This is a genomic window from Saccharopolyspora erythraea NRRL 2338 (assembly GCF_000062885.1).
GTDB lineage: Bacteria > Actinomycetota > Actinomycetes > Mycobacteriales > Pseudonocardiaceae > Saccharopolyspora_D > Saccharopolyspora_D erythraea.
Map to the genome: position 1 here is coordinate 4450152 of NC_009142.1, position 20310 is coordinate 4470461.

General features: G+C 72.0%; 21 protein-coding genes. 9 read left to right on the forward strand and 12 right to left on the reverse strand.

The window, feature by feature from the left end; translation table 11 throughout:
* Positions 1 to 122 precede the first annotated feature (122 nt).
* A complete protein-coding gene (locus SACE_RS19625; protein ID WP_009946658.1) occupies positions 123 to 1163 on the forward strand; it encodes a CE1758 family FMN-dependent luciferase-like monooxygenase in 1041 nt (346 codons plus the stop codon).
* Positions 1160 to 1747 carry a TetR/AcrR family transcriptional regulator gene (locus SACE_RS19630; RefSeq protein WP_011874221.1) on the forward strand — a complete coding sequence of 196 codons (588 nt, stop codon included), beginning with the start codon at positions 1160 to 1162 and terminating at the stop codon, positions 1745 to 1747. Before SACE_RS19625 ends, SACE_RS19630 begins: the two co-directional genes overlap by 4 nt.
* Positions 1748 to 1753: 6 nt before the next feature.
* Here SACE_RS19630 and SACE_RS19635 read toward each other — a convergent pair whose 3' ends face one another.
* The 6 genes from SACE_RS19635 to SACE_RS19660 all read right to left on the reverse strand — a co-directional run bounded on the left by SACE_RS19635 (position 1754) and on the right by SACE_RS19660 (position 7188).
* Positions 1754 to 1966 (reverse strand): DUF2277 domain-containing protein, encoded by a 213-nt coding sequence (locus SACE_RS19635; RefSeq protein ID WP_011874222.1) that lies wholly within the window; start codon positions 1964 to 1966, stop codon positions 1754 to 1756.
* A gap of 604 nt (positions 1967 to 2570) precedes the next feature.
* The gene (locus tag SACE_RS19640; RefSeq protein WP_011874223.1) at positions 2571 to 3047 is read right to left on the reverse strand and encodes a nitroreductase family deazaflavin-dependent oxidoreductase; all 477 of its coding nucleotides are present in this window, start codon (positions 3045 to 3047) and stop codon (positions 2571 to 2573) included.
* A 362-nt stretch (positions 3048 to 3409) separates the two neighbouring features.
* Entirely contained in the window at positions 3410 to 4573 is a 1164-nt protein-coding gene (locus SACE_RS19645; RefSeq protein WP_009946652.1) for a dipeptidase, read from the reverse strand.
* Between the two features lie 152 nt (positions 4574 to 4725).
* Positions 4726 to 5850, reverse strand: a complete 1125-nt coding sequence (locus SACE_RS19650; RefSeq protein WP_009946651.1) for a baeRF2 domain-containing protein — start codon at positions 5848 to 5850, stop codon at positions 4726 to 4728.
* Positions 5851 to 5868: 18 nt separating this feature from the next.
* Positions 5869 to 6435 carry a type 1 glutamine amidotransferase domain-containing protein gene (locus tag SACE_RS19655; RefSeq protein WP_009946650.1) on the reverse strand — a complete coding sequence of 189 codons (567 nt, stop codon included), beginning with the start codon at positions 6433 to 6435 and terminating at the stop codon, positions 5869 to 5871.
* A gap of 252 nt (positions 6436 to 6687) precedes the next feature.
* A complete protein-coding gene (locus SACE_RS19660; RefSeq protein ID WP_231849704.1) occupies positions 6688 to 7188 on the reverse strand; it encodes a cytosine permease in 501 nt (166 codons plus the stop codon).
* A gap of 71 nt (positions 7189 to 7259) precedes the next feature.
* On the opposite strand from SACE_RS19660, the gene SACE_RS39345 reads away from it, so the two are divergent.
* The 5 genes from SACE_RS39345 (at position 7260) to kynU (ending at position 12148) form a co-directional block, all read left to right on the forward strand.
* Positions 7260 to 7616, forward strand: coding sequence for a cytosine permease (locus tag SACE_RS39345; protein WP_009946647.1), 357 nt, complete (start codon positions 7260 to 7262; stop codon positions 7614 to 7616).
* A 327-nt stretch (positions 7617 to 7943) separates the two neighbouring features.
* The gene (locus tag SACE_RS19670) at positions 7944 to 8942 is read left to right on the forward strand and encodes an aldo/keto reductase (protein WP_009946646.1); all 999 of its coding nucleotides are present in this window, start codon (positions 7944 to 7946) and stop codon (positions 8940 to 8942) included.
* A gap of 94 nt (positions 8943 to 9036) precedes the next feature.
* The gene (locus SACE_RS19675) at positions 9037 to 9897 is read left to right on the forward strand and encodes a tryptophan 2,3-dioxygenase (RefSeq protein WP_009946645.1); all 861 of its coding nucleotides are present in this window, start codon (positions 9037 to 9039) and stop codon (positions 9895 to 9897) included.
* Positions 9898 to 10887 carry an amidohydrolase family protein gene (locus tag SACE_RS19680; protein WP_009946644.1) on the forward strand — a complete coding sequence of 330 codons (990 nt, stop codon included), beginning with the start codon at positions 9898 to 9900 and terminating at the stop codon, positions 10885 to 10887. It abuts the gene before it with no gap.
* Between the two features lie 25 nt (positions 10888 to 10912).
* Complete coding sequence (kynU, locus tag SACE_RS19685) at positions 10913 to 12148, forward strand: kynureninase (RefSeq protein WP_009946642.1); 1236 nt, start codon at positions 10913 to 10915, stop codon at positions 12146 to 12148.
* A 96-nt stretch (positions 12149 to 12244) separates the two neighbouring features.
* Here kynU and SACE_RS19690 read toward each other — a convergent pair whose 3' ends face one another.
* The 5 genes from SACE_RS19690 to sfnG form a co-directional block, all read right to left on the reverse strand.
* A complete protein-coding gene (locus SACE_RS19690) occupies positions 12245 to 12805 on the reverse strand; it encodes a hypothetical protein (protein WP_009946640.1) in 561 nt (186 codons plus the stop codon).
* A gap of 74 nt (positions 12806 to 12879) precedes the next feature.
* Entirely contained in the window at positions 12880 to 13518 is a 639-nt protein-coding gene (locus tag SACE_RS19695) for a DinB family protein (protein ID WP_011874225.1), read from the reverse strand.
* A gap of 71 nt (positions 13519 to 13589) precedes the next feature.
* Positions 13590 to 14792, reverse strand: a complete 1203-nt coding sequence (locus tag SACE_RS19700) for an SfnB family sulfur acquisition oxidoreductase (RefSeq protein ID WP_009946637.1) — start codon at positions 14790 to 14792, stop codon at positions 13590 to 13592.
* A gap of 50 nt (positions 14793 to 14842) precedes the next feature.
* Positions 14843 to 16045, reverse strand: a complete 1203-nt coding sequence (locus tag SACE_RS19705) for an acyl-CoA dehydrogenase family protein (RefSeq protein ID WP_009946636.1) — start codon at positions 16043 to 16045, stop codon at positions 14843 to 14845.
* 55 nt (positions 16046 to 16100) lie between these two features.
* On the reverse strand, positions 16101 to 17237 hold the full coding sequence (sfnG, locus tag SACE_RS19710; protein ID WP_009946635.1) for a dimethylsulfone monooxygenase SfnG: 1137 nt from the start codon (positions 17235 to 17237) through the stop codon (positions 16101 to 16103).
* 377 nt (positions 17238 to 17614) lie between these two features.
* Between sfnG and SACE_RS19715 the strand changes: the two genes are divergently transcribed.
* Positions 17615 to 18967: an MFS transporter gene (locus SACE_RS19715; protein ID WP_009946634.1), complete on the forward strand. Its 1353-nt coding sequence runs from the start codon at positions 17615 to 17617 to the stop codon at positions 18965 to 18967.
* A gap of 61 nt (positions 18968 to 19028) precedes the next feature.
* Positions 19029 to 19796, forward strand: a complete 768-nt coding sequence (locus SACE_RS19720; protein ID WP_009946633.1) for an alpha/beta hydrolase — start codon at positions 19029 to 19031, stop codon at positions 19794 to 19796.
* Positions 19797 to 19837: 41 nt separating this feature from the next.
* Here the strand turns inward: SACE_RS19720 and SACE_RS19725 are convergent, their stop codons facing one another.
* Positions 19838 to 20305: a PPOX class F420-dependent oxidoreductase gene (locus tag SACE_RS19725; RefSeq protein WP_009946632.1), complete on the reverse strand. Its 468-nt coding sequence runs from the start codon at positions 20303 to 20305 to the stop codon at positions 19838 to 19840.
* Positions 20306 to 20310 lie beyond the last annotated feature (5 nt).

A 20310-nucleotide genomic window follows, 5' to 3' on the forward strand; every position in this document is an offset into this window, starting at 1 on the left:
GGGGACCAAACCAGCATCGGCGCGCATGATCGATCAACCGAACTCGCGGCCTCGACCCAGCACGTCGCGACCGGCCGACGCAACCGCCATTCGAGTCGTTCACACCTTGCGAGGACACCGCCATGGAATTCGGGATGCTGACGATCGGGGACCTGCTGCCGGACCCCCGCACGGGAGCCCGCCCCAGCGAGAACAACCGCGTCCGGGCGCTCAGCGCGCTCGCGCGCCGGGCCGAACAGGCCGGGCTCGACGTGTTCGCGCTGGGAGAGCACCACAACCCGCCGTTCGTCACCAGTTCCGGCAGCACGCTGCTGGCCTACATCGCGGCTGTCACCTCGCGGATCGTGCTGTGCACCGGCTCGACCCTCATCACCACCAACGACCCGGTCAGGATCGCCGAGGAGTTCGCCACGCTCCAGCACCTCGCGCCCGGACGGGTCGAGCTGATACTCGGGCGGGGCAACACCGAAGCGGTCTACCCGTGGTTCGGCAAGAAGGCCGAGGACGGGGTGGAGCTCGCCGCCGAGAACTACGCGCTGCTGCACCGGCTGTGGCGGGAGGAGGAGGTCGACTGGGACGGCAGGTTCCGCACTCCCCTGCGCGGGTTCACCTCGGTGCCGCGACCGCTGGACGGCTCGCCGCCGCCGGTGTGGCACGGCTGCGTGCGCCAGACCGAGACCGCCGAGAACGCCGCGCGCTACGGCGACGGCTTCTTCATCAGCAACCTGTTCATCCCGATGGACCATTTCGAGCCGCTGGTCGAGCTGTACCGGCGGCGCTACGAGGAGCACGGCCACGGCCGGGCCGAGGACGCCGTCGTCGGCGTGGGCGGCCAGGTGTTCATCAGGCAGAGGTCCCAGGACGCGGTCGAGGAGTTCCGCCCCTACTTCCACAACACCCCGGTCTACCGCGAGCAGACCTCGCTGGAGCGGGTCGTGGAGACCACCGCGCTGAGCGTGGGCAGCCCGCAGCAGGTCATCGACAAGACCCTCACCTTCCGCGAGCGCTACGGCGACTACCGCAGGCAGCTGTTCAGCCTCGATCTCGGCGGCATCCCGCTGGACACCGCGCTGGAGCAGGTCGACCTGCTCGGCGAGCACGTGCTGCCGGTCCTCCGGCGGGAGACCGCCTCCGGGCAGACCGGTGCTAAGTTGGTCGGATGACCAGTTCAGGTGGTGCCGGGCGGGGTGCCCGCCGCCGGGCGCACCTGGTGGAGGTCGGCGTGGAGCTGCTGGCCGAAGGCGGCTGGCCCGCGGTGACCACCCGGGCCGTGGCCGAGCGCGCGGGCGCCAACCTGGGCCTGATCCACTACCACTTCGGCGGGTCGGCGAACCTGCACGCCGCCATCGCCCGCCGGGCGACCGAGGTGGTGGTCAACCCGGTGCTCGACGAGCTCCTCGGAGCACCCGACGAGCACGCCGCGCTCGGCGCGCTGCGCAGGCTGCTGCCCGCCACCACCGACGACACGAGGGCGACGCGCCTGGCCGTGGAGCTGATCGCGGGAGCGATGCGCGACCCGCTGCTCGGGGAGGTGCTGCGCGACCAGCTGCGGCAGGCGCGCGCGGACCTCGCCGACCGGATGGGGCAGCTCCACCCGGACTGGACGCCGCAGCGGCGCGTCGGCGCCGCGACGCTGATCGTCGCCCTCCTCGACGGGCTGATGCTGCACCGGATGGTCGACCACGATCTACCCGCGGACCAGGCGCTGGAGACCCTGGGGGAGCTGGTGGCGCGAACGGACTCGTGACCGCGGCTACCGGGCGCCGCGGACCTCGATGGTGGACAGCAGCTCGGCCGTGGCCCGCTCGATCTCGTCCACCGCGCGGTCGAAGGCGGCGGCGTTGTGCGCCGCGGGCTGCCGGAAGCCGGACACCTTGCGCACGTACTGGAGCGCGGCGGCGCGGATGTCGGTCTCGGTCACCTGCTCGGCGTAGGGCGGGCGGAGCGTCTTGATGCTGCGGCACATGCCGGCATTGTGCTCCGGCGCACCGACAGGCGCGCGCGGCATCGCTCATGCCGGAGCCCGGTCGAGCTCGATCGCGCTCGCCGATCTCGCGCCGAGCCAGCGGAAGAAGCCGGTTCCCGCCCGCGACGAAAGGACGCGGGAGAGCTGGTTGCGCCGCCAGATCGCCGCCCGCGTGGGCGGGCGAAGAACGGGCCGACCCGCGCGGGCCCCTCTGGCACTCGGTCGCGTATCGGCGGATGCGCCGCTCGTACCGCTCGAAGGCGACCCGGTGGTCGCCTCCGGCCTCCGCCAGCACGGTCGCGAGCACGTACGCGCACACCACCGCCAAGCCGGTGCCCTGGCCCCCGGACGCGGCGCCGTAGCCCGCGGCCCCCAGCAGCACCACCCGCCCGGTCGAGTAGCGGTCGAGGTCGATACCCGGCTGATCGAGTCGAAGTCCGCCTACGCCGCGCTGGCCGCCTCCGGCGACTACCCGGCGTTCGCGCCCGTGCTGGCCGCCTTCTCCGACGGCGACGACCTCGACCTGGACTCGGTGTTCGAGTTCGGCCGCGCCCGGCTGCTCGCGGGCGTGGAACGGATGGTCGGCGCCGACTGGCCTCGGCCGCTAGCGCGGCGTGAAGCGCAGGAACGGGATGCGCCGTCCGACCTCGCGGTAGTCGGCCGCGGAACCGTAGACGGCGAAGCCCATGAAGCGGGCCAGCTGCCGAGCCGCGACGGGATGGCGCGGGGCGTAGCGGGCCATCAGCTCGGCGCCCTCCTCTGCGGGGAGCGCAACGGCGGTCGCCGGGAACGTCCGCCCGCGCACCTGGACCGTGACCTGCGGTGTGCGCAGGACGTTGCGGTACCAGTCGGCGTTCGGGCCGAAACCCGAGGCGACCACGTAGGAACCGTCGCGAGCGTCGTGCTCCACGACCTCGACGACGACCTGCCGCATGCGCCCCGACACCCGGCCGACGTGGTTGATCAGCAGGAAGCGCCCGCCGAGCAGGCGGCCCAGCCCCATCCGGCAGAGCCGGACCGGGATCCGGAAGAGCAGCCGCGCGAGTCCGGTGGGCGGACGGCGGCGGCCGAGGTCCTCCATCACCACTCCCGTCTTGGTCAGGCGACCAAGTTGGTCGCCCGACCAAGGTAGCACGGCGGCGGCGCCGGCTGACCGGTTCCCCGGTCGCACCGTCACGGCCTCGGACCAGGATGCGTTGGGTTCCCGGCTCCGCGTCAGGCTGCGCCGTGTCGCCCGGTTCGATCAGACCGTGCACGGACCGCCCGGCAGCTAGCCGCGCCCGGATCGCCCGGCCTGGGATCAGGCCATGCCGGGCCACCCCTCGTCGGATCAGCCCATGCCGCGCCGTTCGGCGTCCGACCAGGCGATGCCAGGCCTCCCGTCGCCGGATCAGGCCATCCCGCGTCGCCCAGGCCCCCGGTCAGACCGTGCCCGGCCGCGGATCAGGCCGTGCCCAGTCGCGCGGCCACCGCCTCGGCCTCGCGCAGCACGCGCAGGACGTTGCGACCCGCCAGCTTCGCGCAGTCGTCCTCGCTCCAGCCGCGCTCCAGCAGCTCGGCGATCAGCACCGGGTAACAGGAGACGTCGTCCAGCCCTTCCGGCAGGTCGGAGACCCCGTCGTAGTCACCGCCGAGGCCGATGTGGTCGATCCCGGCCACCTCGCGCGCGTGCTCGACGTGGGCGAGGACGTCCGCCGTGGTCGCCCCGGGCTTGGGGTGGTCGGCCTCCCACCTCGCCGCGAAGGCCTCGCGGGCTTCGAGATCCCGCGGATCGCCGCCCTCGCGCCGCATCGACTCGCGCAGCTCGGCGTCCCAGGACGCCCGCGCCTCGGAGACGAACGACGGCACGAAGGTGACCATGCAGACCCCGCCGTTGCCGGGCAGCCGAGCCAGCACGTCGTCCGGGACGTTGCGCGGGTGGTCGGCCACGGCCCGGCACGAGGAGTGGCTGAACACCACCGGGGCCTCTGCGACGTCGAGCGCCGCACGCATCGTGGCGGGTGCGACGTGGGACAGGTCGACGAGCATGCCCAGCCGGTTCATCTCGCCGACCACCTCGCGCCCGAAGTCGTTGAGGCCGCCCACCGCCGGCTCGTCGGTCGCCGAGTCCGCCCACGGCACGTTCTCGTTGTGGGTCAACGTCATGTATCGCACGCCGAGCCGGTGCAGTGCCCGCAGCACGCCCAGCGACTCGGCGATGCAGTGCCCGCCCTCGGCGCCCAGCAGGGAGGCGACCCGGCCGTCGGCGAACGCCTTCTCGGCGGCATCGGCCGACCGCACGATCGCGAGGTCTCGCGGGTACCGGGCGGCCAGCTCGTGGACGAGCTCGACCTGCTCCAGCACGGCGGTCACCGCGTGGTGGCCGGTGTACCCGCAGGGCACGTAGACCGACCAGAACTGGCCGCCGACGCGGCCCCGGCGGAGCCGGACCAGGTCGGTGTGCAGCCCCGGCTGCTCGACGGCCACGTCGAGCGGTCCGGGGTCGACCCGGGCGGGGTCCGCGCCGACGCTCTTGCGCAGCGCCCACGGCAGGTCGTTGTGCCCGTCGATCAGCGGGGTGCGCTCCAGCAACGTCTTGGCGCGGTTCAGGGCATCGGCTGTCGGCACGCGGTCTCCTCACGTCGTCACGGCGTCTGTGCCTCCCGCACGCTATCCGGCGCCTTCTGCCGACGCGTGCGATTTCCAGCGCGACCGACCGCGACGCACGTGCGGGCCCGGCGGGTACCGCGTGGAGCACCCGCCGGGCCGCGCGTCCAGGATCAGGACGCGAGCGGATAGCGCAGCACGGCACCGATGCCGTCGGTGAGCTCGACCGAGCCGGGTTCCACGACCACCAGCTCGGCGTCCACGCCCGCGACCGCGCGCACCAGCGCCGCGCTGGCGGGTGCGGTGGTGATCTCCTCCACGCCCATGTCCCGCAGCGGGCGCTCGTCGAGCGCGACCTGGCTGGCGCGCGGGCCGGTGCTCAGGTCCGTCACGTCGTGCGCGGACTTGGACCACAGCAGCACCTGCACCTGCTCGCGCTGCAACGCCTCGACCGTCGGCTCCCAGCCCTCGACGGCGCGGCTGTGCCTGCCGCGCTCCTGTTCGAAGAGCCCGACCACCTCGTCCACGCGCGCCGACACCGCCGAGCCGACCGCCTCGTCGATCTTGGCCTCCAGCGGCTCGACGGCGGCCTTGCGGTCCCTGGCACCGGCGTCGGTCTCCACGACGATCTCCTGGACGCCCTTGCCGAGCCGTTCGCGGACCAGCTTGCGCTGCTGCACCTCACCGGCCAGCACGAGCGCCTCGGCGCTGATCTTCTCGGCGGCCTTGGTGATCTCGTCGGCGGACTTGACCGCGTTGTGCTTCCAGGTCTCCTCCGACGACTGCTGGAAGTGCTTCTGCAGCTCCTCCGGCGCCGAGTGCGTCTTGTGCACCGGATGGTCCTCGCCCTCGACGGTCCGGGTGCTCATCTCGCCCTCGGCCGGCACGACCGTCAGGTCCGCCCCGACGTGGTCGACCACCGCCACGACGTGCGGTAGCCGGGGCTCACGCGCTTGCAGGTAGGGCATCAGGTGCGGCAGCGGGCCGTAGCTGACGTGCTCGTCGGAGGCCAGCTCGGAAGGCAGCCCCGGCATCTCGCCGGTGAACACCACACCGGTCCGGTCGGCCACCAGCACCTGCGCCCGCCGACCGGTCTCCTGGCGGTGCTGTCCGACCCGCTCCTCGAGCGACGACAGCACCGCCTCGTCCACGCCCCGGCCTGCGAGCTCGTCGCGCGCCGCGCGCCAGCGCAGCTCGACCGCCTTGCCCGCGTCCTCGGCGTCGGCCGAGGTGTCCAGGTACACCGTGGCGAACGGTCCGGGACTGCGGTAGATCTCCTGCAGGAACGCCAGTTTCATGGCCACCTCCACACGAACTCACGCGCTGCGCGCCTGGCTGCGGTGCGCACCTTCGCCGATCTCCTCGACCGCCTTGGCGCAGAAGGCGGGCAGGTCCTGCGGCCGACGGCTGGTGACCAGCCCGGCGTCGACCACGACCTCCTCGTCGACCCACTCGGCTCCCGCGTTGCGCAGGTCGGTGGCCAGGCTCGGATACGAGGTCAACCGCCGTCCGCGCACCACATCGGCCTCGATCAGCAGCCAGGGCGCGTGGCAGATCGCCGCGACCGGCTTGCCGCGGGCGAAGAACTCACCGGCGAAGCGCACCGCCGACGGCTCCTGCCTCAGGTTGTCCGGATTGGCAACGCCGCCGGGCAGGACCAGGCCGTCGTAGTCGGTCGGCCGGGCCTCCGAGACCACCTTGTCGACGGTGAACGTGTCCGCCTTGTCCAGGTGGTTGAAGGCCTGCACGGACCCGGGCCGCACGGACACCAGTTCGGGTGTGCCGCCGGCCTCCTCGACCGCCTTCCACGGCTCGGTGAGCTCCACCTGTTCGATTCCCTCGGCCGCGACCAGGAACGCGACCTTCCGCCCTTCCAGGGCCATCACATACCTCCCGTGGTCGTCGCCACCAGCCCAGGCTTGCCCAGGCCGGGAGGCGGGCAAACATCGACGTCGACGGCCACAGTGGATGATCGGAGGACCACCCGCGGCGACTGGTGTTCCGCAAGCGGCACCAGCCGCTTGGTGTGGGGGGCCCGCCCGCACCGCCGCGTGTGCCTGTCGCTGATCTTGGAAACGGCGCAGCGGCTCGGCCCACCCCCGCAACCGCTACGCGAACCCCTCCTGCAACATCCGCTAGATCGCGCCGCAGTGCGCCATCGGCGGCGGATCAGCGGCTTCCTGGCGCCGGACGCAAGCGCGACCGAAGACCAGGATCGCCAGGAACACGATCAGCAGGGCCACGAGCACGCCCAGGTTCGCCCCGGCCCACGCCCCCGGCCGCCGAGACCCAGCCGGCCGAGCAGGTAGCCCTGCCGGCCGCGGCGCTGGTGACCAGGCCCCAGCCGATCGCGGTGGCAGCACGGCCCCACCGATCAGGCCGAGCACCGCCACGACCACGAACGGGACGAGGTACCAGGTCGGCAGGATGGTGGCCGGCGCGCCGACCGGGTCGGCGGCCAGGGCCCCGCCCAGCTCCGGCGACGAGCCCGCCAGCAGCAGGCCGAACACCCAGCAGCGCCACCGGCGCCGAGCCGAACATGCCCAGCCGACCACCGCGGCTCCGGAGCACGTCCTGGGCAGGCACCGGGAGTAGTCAGTGGCGGCGTTGACCCAGCCGAGCCCAAAGCCGGTCATCAGGAACACCAGCGCGCCGAGCACATTCTGGCGCCGGCTCTTTCTGGCCCTGGTTCGGCGCCAACGTCTCCGTGCTGGGACTGAGCTACGGCTCCTTCGCGCTCGGCTTCGGCATCTCTTTCCGTCAGGCGCTGGTGGCCGGTGCGACCGGCATCGTGGTGTCGTTCCTGCTCTGCGGTTTCGTGTCGATGGCGGGCAAACGGGGGTCGGCGCCGACGATGGTGCTCAGCCGGGCGGCCTTCGGTGTGCGCGGCAACCGACTGCCCGCTGCGGTGTCCTGGGTGCTCGCGGCGGGCTGGGAAACCGTGCTGACCGTGCGCGCGACGCGGGCCACCGCCACCGTGCTCGGGCAGCTCGGACTCGGGGGCGGCACGACGACGAAGATCCTCGCGCTGGTCATCGCGGGCGGCTTCCTGGGTTCGACCTGATCATGCGGATGCATGCGCTGATCACGGGGGTGACGGGGGTGCTGACCGCGCTCTACGCCGGGGGCGCCGCGCGGCACGTCGACTGGGCCGCGGTCGCCGCCGTCCCGCCCGGCTCCGCCGACGCGAACCTCAATTCCGCCGGTTCGCAACCGATTTCGCGACCGCGCACGTGGTTTCACCGCCGACGCCCGGATTCGGCGGAACCGGTCGCATGGCGGGCAATGCGCCGGACTTCGGACACTTTCCACATTTTGGTGCCACGGAACCAAGTTTCCGGGACATGCGTAGGCTGTCGATGAACCGAAGCACCACCTAACGGAGGACCGCGTGACCGAACCGACCCAACCCCCGAAGCCGTCCCGGCGGGCGCTCGGGCCGGGTGGCCCGCAGGTCAGCGCCATCGGGTACGGCGCCATGGGCCTCTCCGGCGTCTACGGCGCGGCCGACGACGCCGAGTCGCTGCGCCTGCTGCACCGGCTGCTGGACCTGGGCGTGGACTTCGTCGACACCGCCGACGCCTACGGCGACGGGCACAACGAGCGGCTCATCGCCGGACTGCTCGCCGAACGCAGGCAGGAGGTGTTCCTGGCCACCAAGTTCGGCGCGACCGCCGACTCCGGGCTGGGCAGGCCGGAGAACGTGCGCCGCTCCATCGACGCCAGCCTCGGCAGGCTCGGCACCGACCACGTCGACCTGTACTACCTGCACCGGCTCGACCCGGACACGCCGATCGAGGAGACCGTCGGCGCGATGGCCGAACTGGTCCAGGCGGGCAAGGTGCGCCACCTCGGCCTGTCCGAGATCAGCGCCCGTACGCTGCGCCGGGCGCACGCGGTGCACCCGATCGCGGCCGTGCAGCAGGAGTACTCCCTGTTCACCCGCGAGCCCGAGGCCGAGCTGCTGCCGGCGATGCGGGAGCTCGGCGTGGCGCTGGTCGCCTACTCACCGCTGGGCCGCGGTGTGCTGACCGGTGCGTTCCGCGAGGTCTCCGACGTGGAAAACCTCCAGGTGCGCCAGCAGCGCTACCCCCGGTTCGCCGAGGAGAGCCTGCGGCACAACATCGCCCTGGTCCAGCCGTTGCGCGAGCGCGCCGAAGAGCTCGGGCTCACCTCCGCGCAGCTGGCGCTGGCCTGGCTGCTCGCGCAGGGCGACGACATCGTCCCGATCCCGGGCAGCCGCCGCATCGGCAACGTCGAGGCCAACATCGTCGCGGCCACCACGCAACTGGACCGCCGTGTCGTCGACGAGCTCTCGCAGCTCTTCCCCGCCGACGTCGCCGCAGGTGAGCGCTACCACCCGGATGGCATGGCGCGGCTGGACCGCTGAGGTCCCGCCCACTCGCCGGCCGGCTCCCGCGCGGGCCGGGGTCTTGCGGAATTGTGACGACCGTTCAATACTCCGCACATTGTCCCCGGCCCGCATGAGGGAGAACGGCGTGGTCCACGGCAACAGCCGCCCGCTGGAGAAGGACGTCGTCCGGGACCTGCGCCGCGAGCTGTCCTACGGCCAGTACCTGCGCCTGGACCGGCTGCTCGACGCCCAGCACCCGGTCAGCGAGCCCGAGCACCACGACGAGCTGCTGTTCATCATCCAGCACCAGACCGTCGAGCTCTGGCTCAAGCTGATCCTCCACGAGCTGCGCACCGCGCGGGAGCACCTGGCCCGCGACGAGCTCAAGCCCGCGCTCAAGCAGCTCGCCAGGGTCAAGCACGTCCAGCACACCCTCACCGAGCAGTGGTCGGTGCTGGCTACCCTCACCCCGGCGGAATACGTCGAGTTCCGCGGGTTCCTGGGCAGGTCGTCGGGTTTCCAGTCCTACCAGTACCGGGCGATCGAGCTCATCCTCGGCAACAAGAACGCCGAGATGCTGGAGGTCTTCGCCCACGACGAGTTCGCCCACGAGCTGCTCAACGGGCTGCTGAAGGAGCCCAGCGTCTACGACGAGTTCGTGCGCCTGCTGCACCGGCGCGGACACGACGTCCCCGCCGCGTTCCTGCAGCGCGATGTCAGCCTGCCGCACACCTTCACGCCCGAGCTGGTTCCGCTGTTCCGCGGCATCTACGAGACGGCCGCCGAGAACTGGGACGCCTACGAGGCGTGCGAGGAACTGGTCGACCTGGAGGAGAACTTCCAGTTCTGGCGGTTCCGCCACCTCAAGACCGTCGAGCGCACCATCGGGCTCAAGCACGGCACCGGCGGCTCCAGCGGCGTGTCGTTCCTGCGCCGGGCGCTGGAGCTGACCTTCTTCCCGGAGCTCTACGCCGTGCGCACGGAGATCTAGGTGGGCTCCCCCCATTCGCCCGACGAGTGGCTGCTGGCGGACTCGGCCTGGTGGGGGCGGTGGTTCGGCCGCTGTGCGGTGCGCGTCCGCGACGGCGTGGCCTCGGAGCCGGTCCCCGAAGCCCCGGCCGGCGTCCCGGCGCGCGCGGTCGAAGGCACCCTGCTGCCCGGTCTGCGCGACGCGCACGTCCATTGCGGACTCGTCGACCTCCGAACCGTCCGCGCCCGCGGCATCTCGGCTGCCGACGACCTCGGCGGTCCCGCGGACGTGCTGGCCCGGTTGCGCGACGATCCGGCGGCACCCCGCCTGCGGTTCGCGGGTGCTTTCCTCACCGCGCCGGGCGGATATCCCAGCGACCGCGGCTGGGCGCTGCCGGGCAGCTTCCGCGAGGTCGGCACCGCTGCCGACGCGCGGGTCGCGGTGCGCGAACAGCAGCGGATCGGCGCGTCGTTCATCAAGATCGCGCTGCACTCCGGTGCCGGGCCGCTGCTGGCGGAGTCCGTTGTGGACACCGTCGTGACCACCGCGCACGACGCCGGTCTGCCGGTCGTGGCCCACGCCGAGGGCGAAGGCACCTTCGGGATGGCGTTGCGGCACGGTGTGGACCGGCTCGCCCACACCCCGTGGACCGAGCAGCTCCCCGACCGGGCGCTCGCCGACGCCGCCGAGCGCATGGTGTGGATCAGCACCCTCGACATCCACGGCCACGGCGCGGACACCGAGGCACGCCGGACCGCGATCGCGAACCTGCGCGCTTTCGCCGGGTACGGTGGCACCGTCCGGTACGGCACCGACCTCGGCAACGGACCGCTCCCCCTCGGCGTCAACACCCGCGAGGTGGCCGCGTTGCTCTCCGCCGGGCTGAGCCCGGACGAGGTGCTGGCGTCCATGACCGACCGCGAAGCGCCGCCGTGCTGGGTCGCGGGCGGCCTCGAGCAGGACCCCGACCGCTTCCCCGATTCCCTGTCCACCGCGCGGGTCCTCGGCTGACCCGCCCCGCGAAAGGCGCCCCGACGTGCTCGACTTCCAGCAGCAGGCGAAGGAACTCGACGAGGCCGATCCGCTGCGCGCCTTCCGGGAGCGCTTCCTGGCTCCCGACGACTCCGACGTCGTGGCCTACCTGGACGGCAACTCGCTGGGCCGCCCGGCCCGCGAGACCGCCGAGCGGATGGACGAGTTCGTCCGCGGCCCCTGGGCGCGGCGGCTGATCCGCGGGTGGACCGACGAATGGCTCGACTGGCCGCTGACCGTGGGCGACCGCATCGGCCGCGTGGCGCTCGGCGCCGGCCCCGGCCAGGTGGTGGTCGCCGACTCGACCACGGTCCTGCTCTACAAGCTGGCCCGCGCCGCGGTCGCGGCCCGGCCGGGACGGCGTGAGGTCGTGCTCGACACCGACAACTTCCCCACCGACCGCTACGTGCTGGAAGGCATCGCCGCTGAACGCGACCTGGTGCTTAGGTGGATCGAGACCGACCCGGAGGCCGGGATCACCGCCGAGCAGGTCGCGGAGGCGGTGGGACCGGACACCGCGCTGGTCGTCTTCAGCCACGTCGCGTACCGGTCGGGATACCTCGCCGACGGCGCGGCCGTCACGCGCGTCGCACACGACGCGGGTGCGTTGGTGCTGTGGGACCTGTGCCATTCGGTCGGGTCGGTCCCGGTGCGGCTGGACGACTGGGAGGCCGACTTCGCCGTCAGCTGCACCTACAAGTACCTCAACGGCGGCCCGGGCTCACCGGCGTTCGGCTACGTCAGCCGCCGCCACCTCGACGGGCTCCGCCAGCCGATCTGGGGCTGGATGGGCCGGCGCGACGCCTTCACCATGGGCCCCGGGTACGAGCCCGCCGAGGGCGTGCGCCGGGTGCTCAGCGGCACACCGCCGATCCTGGCGATGCTGCCGCTGCTGACCGGGCTGGACATGTTGGAGTCAGCCGGCATCGACGCCGTCCGCGCGAAGTCGGCCGAGCTGACCGACTACGCGCTGCGGCTCGCCGACGAGTGGTTGCTCCCGCACGGTGTGACCCTCGGTTCGCCGCGCGCGGCGGAGCGCCGCGGCAGCCACGTGACCCTGCGCCGCGCGGACTTCGGCGAACTGATCGACCCGCTCTGGCAGCGCGGGGTCATCCCCGACTTTCGCGCCCCGGACGGCATCCGGATCGGCCTCGCACCGCTGAGCACGAGCTTCTCCGAGGTCTACCGGGGCATGTCGGTGCTGGCCGAGCTCGTGCACGCCCAGACGCCTGCGGGATGACCGCTGTCGGACGGTGTCAGAGGAGCTTCCAGATCCAGCCCAGCGGGCGCAGGCCTAGCGTGCGCGCGACCGACCGGGGTGCGGTGGTTGCCCGCGCTAGTGCTGTAGAACAGCACCTCCCTGTTGCGCCGTTCGCGCGATGCCCACGCCGCGACGACGGCCGGGGCGAGGCGACGACCGCGGAAGTCCTCGCGGGTCCAGATCCGGCCTCCGCGGCGACGTGGTCGGCCGCCGGGGAGAAGCAGATCGACACCGCGAACCGCCGTGGACGGCCATCGCCCACTCCCCGCGCTGCCCGGTGACCAGTTCCGACCAGTCGTCCGGGCGCACGAGCCGCTGCGCGGCCCGCTGCCCCGCGTTGTCGGAGACGATGACGGGCAGTTCCGCGACCGGTCCTTCCGCGCCCTCTTCGCAGAAGACGTAGGTCGGGCCACCCTCCACCTCGGCGTCCAGGGCCTTGCCCAGGCGCGCGAGAACACGGGGAACGTCTCCGGGCACGTAGTGCTGCTCGTCGGTCGGGACTCCCGCGTCGGCGTCCTCGGCGGTGGACGGGCCGAGTGCCGGCAGCCGCGCCCGTGGCGACCAGGACCAGACCGCCCGGATCCGCCGGTCCCGAACCCCCACTCGCGGACCGTCCGCGACGAGACCGAAGATCACGTCGCTTTCCTTATCGAGCAAACGCTTCTCGTCGCTGTCCGCACTCCCGCGAGCCGACTCCCGGGAATCCACTCCTACGGCCGGGGCTCGCCGTACCAGCGCCACTCGGCCAGACGCGGGCGGCCGGGCAGCTCCGCACGGCCGGTCGCCCAGAGCAGCGTGCGCCACGGGTCATCGTCGACCGGCACGTGCGGGAAGAGCCTCGCCAGCACTCCGGCGCACAGATCGCCGGGCGGGTTCCAGGCGAACCCGAGCCCTTCGGCGAGGTCATGCACGTGCACCAACGTCTCCACGACGCCCATCGCGGCGAAGCCCTCCGGGTCCGACGCCCCGAAGACGTGGTGCGCGCGCACCTGCGGCGGTGTGGTCCGCACCATGGCGACCAGCAACGCGGCACTGGCCTCGAGCACGTCCATCAGCCCCGCGACCCCGGCCGCGCGGTCGGCGTGCACCGCGTTCGCGGGGCCGCCGGGCCTGCGGCTGTGCCAGACGAAGGGGACCTCCCTGTCGGCCGGTGGCCTGCGGGGACCCAGCTGGACGGCGTAGGCGAACAGGTCGTCGCCGAGGTGCTCGACCGTCTCCCAGCAGTCCCATTCCAGCGAACCCGCCTTGGCGCTCCACTGCTCCAGCGGTACGTCCCGCATTGCGGCGATGGCGAGTTGGACGGCTTGGTCCAGGTCGTCGGCGCTCACCTGCTGTTCGGGTCCAGACATGCGGTGATCGTAATGGGCTCAGGCCGTGAAGTCGCCGGAATTTGCGCCGGTAGCACCTCGATGACACCTGTCTAGATCTGACCGGCGCGCGGCGGGTGGGTCCCGTTCAGGGCGTATCTGCCGATGTGCTGGACCTTCCAGCGCACCGGGTCGTGCAGCGTGTGCGTCCTGGCGTTGCGCCAGTGCCGGTGCAGGTTGGTCTCGGCGAGGCTGGAGCGGGTGCCGGACACCTCGAACAGCGCGCTGCCCAGCTCGACCGCGGTGCCGTCGGCGAACGCCTTCGCCGTGGCTACCGCGATCGAGGCCGCCGCGGCCGAGTCGTCGTCGAGATCGCCGCGGGCCTCGTCCACGGCGGCTGCCGCCCGGTCCAGCAGTGCTTCGGCGGCCCGGACGCGGATCTCCAGCTCGCCGAAGCGCTGGATGGTCAGCGGGTCGTCGCCGGCCCGCTCGACCCCGCTGTCGGCCCACGGTCTGCTGCGGGTGCGCACGAACGCGGCCGCGTCGTCCAGCGCGGCACGCGCGATGCCCACGTCGATCGCGGCGTGCAGCACCTGCGCGAGCGCTCCGTGCAGTTGCGGACGTTCGAACGTGCGGTGGTGCGCCACGACGTTGGCCGCGGGTACGCGCACCTGTTCCAGCCGGACCGTGCCGCTGGCCGTGGTCCGCTGTCCCATGCCGCCCCAGTCGTCGACGACGGTCAGCCCCGCCGCGTCGGACGGCACGTAAGCAACCCGCAGAGCGTCGTCGTCATCCTTGGCCAGCACCGGGATCCAGTGCGCCAGCAACGCTCCCGTCGAGTACGCCTTGGTGCCGTCGAGGACGAAGTCGCCGTCGGGGCCGGCGGCGAGCCTGGTGCGGATGTCCTGCGCGTTGCGGCTGCCCGACTCCGACTGCGCGTTGCCGAACCGCCGTCCCGCCAGGACCTCGGCGAAGAAGTACCGCTGCTGCGCCGGCGTTCCGTTCTCCCGCAGCACGTTGACGTAGACGACGTGGCTCTGCGGGATCTGCGCGATGTTGGGGTCGGCCGCGGCCAGCAGCCGGAAGACTTCCACCAGGGTGCGGGTCGGCACCTCGGCACCGCCGTGCGCGGCGGGCACCGTGATGCCCAGCAGCCCGCTCGCCGACAGCGCGTCCAGCTCTTCCACCGGCAGTCTGCGCTGCGCGTCCCGTTCCGACGCGCCGGGGGCGAACTCCGCGGCGAGCCGGCGCGCCAGTTCCAGCGCCTCTTCTTCGCTGCCGACCACGTGCGCGCGCGTCGCGGCCTCGGCTGTCATGTGGCTCCTCGGTTGGGGCCGGGGCCGGCCGGAGCCGGTCCCGGCGGCGGTCAGGTGTACCAGGTGGGTTCGGGCAGTTCTCCGAGCAGCGCGTACCGGCCGACCTCGACCCGCTTGTAGGCGACCGGGTCGTGCAGGCTGTGGGTGCGCAGGTTGCGCCAGTAGATGTCGAGCCCCACGGAGCTGGCGGTGGCCCGGGCACCGGTCACCTCGAAGATCCGGTTTCCGATCTCCAGCCCGGTGTCGATGATCCGCTGCTTGGCCGCGGCCACCAGCACCGCGACCTCGCCGCGCTGCTGCGGGGTGACCGACTCGCGCTCGGCGTGCAGCAGTTCCTCGATCGCCGAGCCCGCCCGGTCGACCAGCGCTTCGGCCGCCCACAGCTTGGCCTGCAGGTCGCCGTAGGTGTCGAGGATGTGGAACTCCTCCGACGCGTGCTGCTTGTCGTCGCCGCCGTAGGGCCACGGGCGGGTCTTCTCACGGGTGTAGGAGGTCGCGTAGCGCAGCGCCCCCTGCGCGATGCCGAGGTAGAAGTTGGCGAAGACGAGCTGGATCGTCGGCAGGTTCAGCGTGTTGTAGGTCAGCGGCTGGAACTGCTTGTCCACGTATCCCGCCGCGGACTCCCACGGGACGCGCACGCCCCGGATCTCCACGCTGCCCGACTCGGTGAGGCGCTGGCCGATGTTGTCCCAGTCGTCGTTGAACACGATGCCGTCCTGGTGGGACGGCACGATGGCGAAGACGTGCTTGTCGGTGCCCTCGATCACCCCTTCCAGCACGGTCAGGTCGGAGACCTTGCTCCCGGTGGAGAACGACTTGCGCCCGTCGTAGACCAGCTCGTCGCCCTCGTCGGTGATGACGAGGTCGCGGTCGCGCGGGTTGACCGCCCCGCCGAAGAAGTAGTCGTTGGTGGTGTAGAGCTCCTCCACGGCCGCGATCTGCTCCGGCGTGCCCACCAGGCGCGCCGCCCAGGCCCACAGGTAGTGGTAGCCGAGCAGCTGCCCGATCGAGCCGTCCCCGGCGGCCACCGCCCTGGTGACCCGGTAGGCCGTCGACCACGACTGCCCGCCACCGCCGTGCTCGACCGGACCGAGCAGCGTCACCAGCCCGGAGTCCTTGAGCAGCCGGACCTCCTCGTACGGGGTCTGGTTCGCGCGGTCGCGCCGCACCGCGTCGGCCGCCAGCACGGCGGCCACCTCGTCGGCCCGCCGCACCCAGCCCTCGGCGGTGGTCGGGCGGCTCTTCCAGTTCACTGCCTTCTCCGTCGCTGTCACAGCTTCTCCCTGGTTTCCGGTGGTGCTCACTGCTTCACCGTCGCGCCGCCGCGACGGCCGGTACCTCGCCCGTGCGGTCGAGCTCGGCCTCCAGCTCCCGCACGATGGGCAGCACGCGGGTGCCGAACTGCTCGACGTCCTCCAGGTAGTGCAGGAAACCCAGCAGCAGGAGGTCCGCCCCGCGCTTCTTGTACTCGACGATGCGGTGCGCGATCTGCTCCGGAGTCCCGACGAGCCCCGTCCGGAACCCGTCGTTGTACTGCACCAGGTCGGCGAACTCCGAGTCCGCCCACATCCCCTTGCCGTCCGAAGTGGACTTCCCGGCCTGCGCGACCGCCTTGCGGAACCCTTCGACGGCTTCGGTGTCGGCCTTGGCAACGATCTCCCGCAGCACCTCGCGCGCCTCTGCCTCGGTGTCGCGGGCGATCACGAAGCCGTTGAGCCCGAAGCGGACCGAGCGCCCGTTCTCGGCCGCGAAGGCGCGGACGTCGGCGACCTGCTCGGAGAAGCCGTCGAAGTCCTTGCCGTTGCTGAAGTACCAGTCCGAGACCCGCCCGGCGAGCCTGCGGGCCGCCGTGGAGTTGCCGCCCTGGAAGATCTCCGGGTGCGACCGTCCCGCCACCGGGTGCGGCTGCGGGCGGAGGCTGAAGTCGTGGATCCGGTAGAAGTCGCCGTTGAGGTCGAAGTTCGGCCGGGTCCACAACCCGCGCAGCACGCGGATGAACTCCTCGGTGCGGCGGTAGCGCTCGTCGTGCTCCAGCCACGGTTCGCCGAGCCCGGTGAACTCGTCCTTGAACCAGCCGCTGACGATGTTCACCGCGAACCGGCCCTGCGACAGGATGTCCGCGGTGATGCCGAACTTGGCGAGGATGGCCGGGTGCCACAGCCCCGGGTGCGCGGCCACGATCAGCTTGAGGCGTTCGGTGGCCAGCAGCAGACCGAGGCTGAAGGCCGCCGGATCGTGCTGCTGCGCGGCTCCGTAGCTGGAGGCGTAGCGCACCTGGCTCAGCGCGTACTCGAAGCCGCTGTTCTCGGCGAGCACCGCGAGCTCCTTGTTGTACTCGAAGCTGAACTCGGTCCGCTGCTCGATCTTGCTGGTGACCAGGCCGCCGCTGACGTTGGGAACCCAGTAGGCGAACTTCAGCGGCTCGGAGGGGACGTCGCTGGACATGTTGTCTCCATTGGAAAAACGCAGGATGCATCAAGGCACGACGGTCCGACGCGGCGCGTGGCGGAACACCGTCGTAGCGGGAAAGGCGAGTTCGACCGCATCGCGGCGGAGTTCGCCGGGTAGCTCAGGCGATCACCGGGTGCGGTAGCAACAGCGAGCCCGGACAGGCGATCCGGGCGCGGGAAAGATCAGGAGCGGCGACAAGCCTGCGCCACCACGCGGTTGAGATCCACGTGACGGCGCTTGGTGAGCCGGCTTCCTGGGAACACACCGTCATACGACCAAAGCGGGTCACGGGTGTCAACAGCCCGTTCGCCGCCGTTCCACTCCTCGGACGGAGGGTCCGCGCACCCTCACGGCTGTGCGACTCTGCCGACGTGTCCTCCGATCAGACCCCCGAATCCGGGCGGACGGCCGATGTCCGCACCGTCCTGGTCTCCAGCGTCATCGGCACCACCGTCGAGTGGTACGACTTCTTCCTCTACAGCACGGCCGCCGGACTGGTTTTCGACGAGTTGTTCTTCCCCAGCGACGACCCCTACATCGGGACGATGCTGGCGTTCGTCACCTTCTTCGTCGGCTTCGTCGCCCGCCCGCTGGGCGGGGTCCTCTTCGGACACATCGGCGACCGCATCGGGCGCAAGCGGACCCTGGTGTCCACAATGGTCCTGATGGGTCTGGCCACCGCGGCGATGGGCCTGCTGCCCACCTACCAGCAGGTGGGCATGCTCGCGCCGGCCCTGCTGGTGCTCCTGCGGCTGCTGCAGGGGCTGGCCATCGGCGGTGAGTGGGCCGGCGCGGTGCTGATGGCCGTCGAGTACGCACCGCCCGGACGGCGCGCCCGCTACGGCGCCTGGCCGCAGGTCGGGCTGGCGCTGGGGCTGGGCCTGGGCACCGGGCTGTTCGCGCTGCTGGGCAACTCGCTCGACGAGCAGCAGTTCCTGGACTACGGCTGGCGGATCGCCTTCGGGCTCAGCATCGTGCTGGTCTTCGTCGGCCTGGCCATCAGGCTGCGGGTGTCGGAAACCCCGGCGTTCCGGCGGATGCGCGCGCTGGAGGGCGCCGCCCGCGTGCCCATCCTCGAGCTCTTCCGGGAACCGGTGCGCCGGCGCAACACGCTGCTGGGCCTGCTGTCGCGGTGGGCCGAAGGCGCGGCGTTCAACACCTGGGCGGTCTTCTTCATCTCCTACTCGACCTCGACGCTGGGCATGGCGCGCAACGACGTCCTGGTCGCCATCATGGCGGCCTCGATCACGCTGGCCGTGCTGATCCCCGTTTTCGGCGCCGTGGCCGACAGGTGGACACCGCGACGCACGTACGCGCTCGGCGCCGCGGTCTACGGCGTGTTGGTGTACCCGGCGTTCCTCGCCTTCCAAAGCCGCGACCCGCTGCTGGCGGGCTTGGTCGTGGTGCTCCTGCTCGGCGTGGTGCACGCCGTCATCTACGCGCCGCAGGGCACCTTCTACGCGCAGCTCACGCCCGTCCGCCTCCGCTACACGGGGATGTCCTTCGTGTACCAGTTCTCCGGCATCTACGCGTCGGGGCTCACGCCGCTGATCGTCACCGCACTGCTGGCGGCCGGCGGCGGCTCGCCCTGGCTTGCGTGCGGCTACCTGCTGCTCACCGGCGTGATCGGTGCCGTGGCGGCGCTGGCGATCCGCGAACGCGACCTCTTCGCCACCGCCGAGACGGCACCGGACGCCACGTCCCGCGAGTCCGTGCACGCCTGACCGCGAACGACACAGACGCCCGTCCGGGCGCCGAAACACCCATCCCGGAGGGGAGAACCAGATGACCACGCACACGACCACCGCGAGGTGGGACGAACCGGCCGGACCGCACGCACGGGGCACGGTGGTACTCGCCGTGGGACGGGGCGAGAACCCGGTCGTCTACCAGCGCCTCGGCGAGCGGCTGTCCGCCGACGCCTACCGGGTCCGGGTCGCCGGCGACGCCACGGCAGACCCGGACGAGGTGACGACGCAGGTCAAGGCCCTGCTGGCCGACGAGTCCGACCCGGCACCGCGCGTCCTCGCCGGGTCCGACACCGGGGCCCTGCTCGCCCTTCGGCTCACCGCCCAACGCGCGGTCGCACCCGACGCGCTGATCCTGGCGGGCCTGCCCGGTGCCGGGCGCGAGCCGCGCTTCGAGTCGTGGGAGGACGAGCTGCGGGAACGGACCTCCTGCCCCACCCACCGGCAGCGGCTCACCGACACCGGCAGCGGCTCGCTCGCGGTGGACCTGCCCCCGCAGTGGCACGAGGAGGTGGATCCGGCCGGGATCACCGTGCCGGTGCTGGGCCTGCACGGCGCCGACGACGAGATCAGCCCGCGTGCGGCAGTCCGCGGCGTCTACGCGCGGATGCCCGCCTCACGGCTGACCAGCGTCGCCGGCGGCAAGCACGACGTCCTCAACGACCTCACCCACCGCAGCGTGGCCGCGACGATCGTGCTGTTCCTGGAATCCCTGCGGCAGAACCGGGAAATCGTGCGCGACGCCGACCTCGGCGTTGAGCGGGGGATCGTCCGCGCCTCCTCCCCCGCCGCGACGACCGGCTGACTCGTCCACGGGCCCGCACAGGCGGATTCGGAACCAGGCGCTCAGCCCTGCACGAGCTCGGGCGGGAAACCGCCGGTGGCGATGGGGCCCCAACGCTCGATGGAGATCCGCAGCAGCGTCTTGTTCTGCCGCGCCATGGCCTCGCGGTACTCGTCCCAGTCCGGGTGCTCGCCGGAGATGCAGCGGAAGTACTCGACCAGCCCGTCAGCCGCCTCCGGCATGTCCAGGACCTCGGCGCGGCCGTCGATCTGCACGTAGGGCCCGTCCCAGTCCTCCGACAACACGCAGATGGACACCCTCGGGTCCCTGCGGGCGTTGCGCGCCTTGGCCCGTTGCGGGTAGGTCGACACCACGATCCGGCCGTCGCCGTCGACCCCGCAGGTGACCGGCGAGAGCTGCGGCCTGCCGTCGGCGCGGTTGGTGACCAGCAGCCCGCGGTGCCTCGAACGCGCGAACTCCAGCAGCCCCGCCAGGTCGACCCGGTCGGTGGTGGCGATGGAGGGTGCCATGACTC

Bases quoted from the DNA above. Each gene is read 5' to 3' on its own strand.
- SACE_RS19625 (WP_009946658.1), top strand. From the start codon at position 123: ATGGAATTCGGGATGCTGACGATCGGGGACCTGCTGCCGGACCCCCGC.
- SACE_RS19630 (WP_011874221.1), top strand. From the start codon at position 1,160: ATGACCAGTTCAGGTGGTGCCGGGCGGGGTGCCCGCCGCCGGGCGCAC.
- SACE_RS19635 (WP_011874222.1), bottom strand. From the start codon at position 1,966: ATGTGCCGCAGCATCAAGACGCTCCGCCCGCCCTACGCCGAGCAGGTG.
- SACE_RS19640 (WP_011874223.1), bottom strand. From the start codon at position 3,047: ATGGAGGACCTCGGCCGCCGCCGTCCGCCCACCGGACTCGCGCGGCTG.
- SACE_RS19650 (WP_009946651.1), bottom strand. From the start codon at position 5,850: ATGAAACTGGCGTTCCTGCAGGAGATCTACCGCAGTCCCGGACCGTTC.
- SACE_RS19655 (WP_009946650.1), bottom strand. From the start codon at position 6,435: ATGGCCCTGGAAGGGCGGAAGGTCGCGTTCCTGGTCGCGGCCGAGGGA.
- SACE_RS19660 (WP_231849704.1), bottom strand. From the start codon at position 7,188: ATGACCGGCTTTGGGCTCGGCTGGGTCAACGCCGCCACTGACTACTCC.
- SACE_RS19675 (WP_009946645.1), top strand. From the start codon at position 9,037: ATGAGGGAGAACGGCGTGGTCCACGGCAACAGCCGCCCGCTGGAGAAG.
- SACE_RS19695 (WP_011874225.1), bottom strand. From the start codon at position 13,518: ATGTCTGGACCCGAACAGCAGGTGAGCGCCGACGACCTGGACCAAGCC.
- SACE_RS19700 (WP_009946637.1), bottom strand. From the start codon at position 14,792: ATGACAGCCGAGGCCGCGACGCGCGCGCACGTGGTCGGCAGCGAAGAA.
- sfnG (WP_009946635.1), bottom strand. From the start codon at position 17,237: ATGTCCAGCGACGTCCCCTCCGAGCCGCTGAAGTTCGCCTACTGGGTT.
- SACE_RS19720 (WP_009946633.1), top strand. From the start codon at position 19,029: ATGACCACGCACACGACCACCGCGAGGTGGGACGAACCGGCCGGACCG.
- SACE_RS19725 (WP_009946632.1), bottom strand. From the start codon at position 20,305: ATGGCACCCTCCATCGCCACCACCGACCGGGTCGACCTGGCGGGGCTG.